The sequence below is a fragment of the Domibacillus robiginosus genome, from assembly GCF_000966195.1.
Classification (GTDB): Bacteria; Bacillota; Bacilli; order Bacillales; family Domibacillaceae; genus Domibacillus; species Domibacillus robiginosus.
In genome coordinates this window covers 1-2209 of the sequence record NZ_LAHL01000101.1, presented here as the reverse complement: position 1 = coordinate 2209, position 2209 = coordinate 1, and the positions used below count along the sequence as shown (strand labels likewise).

The 2209-nt window shown below is 34.2% G+C and carries 3 protein-coding genes; 1 reads left to right on the top strand and 2 read right to left on the bottom strand.

Features of this window, described 5'->3' with window-relative positions:
- Positions 1–276 precede the first annotated feature (276 nt).
- A complete protein-coding gene (locus tag VP97_RS22995) occupies positions 277–864 on the top strand; it encodes a recombinase family protein (RefSeq protein WP_050184512.1) in 588 nt (195 codons plus the stop codon).
- Between the two features lie 121 nt (positions 865–985).
- Here the strand turns inward: VP97_RS22995 and VP97_RS22990 are convergent, their stop codons facing one another.
- Positions 986–1348, bottom strand: a complete 363-nt coding sequence (locus tag VP97_RS22990; protein ID WP_050184511.1) for a hypothetical protein — start codon at positions 1346–1348, stop codon at positions 986–988.
- Positions 1341–2120, bottom strand: a complete 780-nt coding sequence (locus tag VP97_RS22985) for a ParA family protein (protein WP_245629976.1) — start codon at positions 2118–2120, stop codon at positions 1341–1343. Before VP97_RS22985 ends, VP97_RS22990 begins: the two co-directional genes overlap by 8 nt.
- Positions 2121–2209: the final 89 nt, after the last annotated feature.

Genomic DNA, 2209 nt, shown 5'->3' with positions numbered 1-2209 from the left:
AAAAAGCACCTTCCTTTATCAATAAAGGAAGGCGCTTTTTTTGGTTGGCTGTCTAAAATTCATAAATTTTAGACGGCCTCTTTTTAGCTGCTAACAAGCTGCTTTTCCTTTTGTTCTAACGTCTAAAATATAGTCTAAAAATTTCGTCTAAAATATTTAAATATTTTAGACGAAAAGTTATAATACAGTATAAGTATTTTGTTCAGATAAGGAACAGTAAAGATTTTAAAGAGTATCTGGGAAGGCAGTAACCGTTTAAGAAAGGAAAATAGATGAATGAAATTAGGGTACGCACGAGTCAGCACCGTTGGGCAGGACCTAGAAACCCAAATTGAAACGCTGGAATCAGCAGGTATAAAAGAAGATCAGATGTTTATCGAAAAGATATCAGGCAAGAAAGGAACTGACAGACAACAGCTAGAAGCTCTTCTTAAGCATGCTCGTGCTGGTGATCATATTTATGTCACCAAAATTGATCGTTTGGCTAGAAGTATTTTGGATTTAAATAAAATTGTAAATGAGCTGCTTGAGCGTGGCATCAGTATTACTTTTCTTCACCACAATATGACCTTCCAAGCGAACGCAAAGGATGATCCTTTTCAAATGCTCCTCTTCAATACACTAGGCAGTTTCGCACAATTTGAGCGTGATATGATTGTTTCCCGAACTGGTGAGGGAAGAAAAAGAGCCATGAAGAACGGCAAAAAAATGGGGAGGAAGGGGAAACCAGCCAGCAACATTGAACAAGCCCTTGAATTATTTAAAACAAAAGAAGAAAGAGAAATGACGGTTTCGGATATATCTAAAATAACAGGCGTACCCAGATCCACTATTTATGCTGAATATAATAAATCAAAAAAATAAAGATTTTTAATAAAAAACACTATGTGCTAAATTCAAATATTGATTTTTTTATAAAAAAGAACCTCCGTAATTATCGAGGTTCTTTTTTATGGCCTTTTAATTATTAACTGATTTTATTCATTTACTTTGGATTGAAAGTGTTTTTAAGAAGCTGATTCACTACTTCAGATTTAGCACCTTTCCCCCGTGGCTTTGCAAATTCATCTAACAAGTCCCAGACATCCTGATCCAAATACACTGTTAAAGGTCGCTTTTTCTCTTTCTCAGTAGAGCTTAATAGATCCTCTAATACGCTTTTTGGATCCTTAACAGCATCATTACTTTTAATTTTAACATCCTCTTTACTTTCTAAGTTGTTTTCCATACCATCATTAGCTGTATTCTTCGATGTTTTTTTCGATATATTATCTAAATTTGGAGGGTTAGATACGCTATTAAAACTAGCTGCAGCTTTTAGTAAAGGGTTTTGTTTTTTATTACTCATTTCCTTTTATCTCCTTCCATAATTCAAAATAATTACTGGCCATGTCGTTTCTTTTTTCTAGTAATGTTGCCGGCTTACCCTGAAACGCTACAGAGGAAGCAAATCGGATGCTGCGCGGTATGTACGTATCAAACAAGCGAATATCATTTTCATCACAGTATTTCCGTGTTTCCTGTAAAACATATTGGTGAAGTGTAGTTTGGTAATTGACCATAGTAGCTACCACGCCCAACAATTTTAAATCCGGATTAAAGGTATATCCAAAATTTGAAATGGTATCAAGAACCTTCATTAAAGAACGCATGCTGTAGCTTTCCGGTGAAAAAGGAATCAATACTCCATCAGCAAAAGCAAATACGTTTCCTACCATTAATGATAAGGAAGGAGGTGTATCAATAATTATGTAATCATACTGTTCTCTCAAAACTTCGCAAGTATATTCCATGATTAAAAAAGGTTCTTTATATTTATTTTTATTACCGATTACTTCCCAATCAAACTGAATCAGGTCATCATTTGCAGGAAGAATATCAATGTTTTCATGCACGTTGATAATGGCTTCTACCGGATCAAGCTGTTCAATCAAAACACTGTACAATCCATAATTCAACTCATCTGGATTAACACCAAAACTAAGGGCAACGTTTGCCTGGTTATCAGAATCGATTATTAAAACTTTATGTCCTTCTGTGGCGAGCACACCTGCTAAATTCGTAGCAGTCGTACTTTTCAATGTACCGCCTTTATTATTATTAATAGCGATTACTTTCACTTGTATTCCTCCTTTTAAAAGGAAATTTAAAATTGATTTCCACATTAATTTTAACATGAAAAGTATTTATTAAAATTAATGTTGATTTT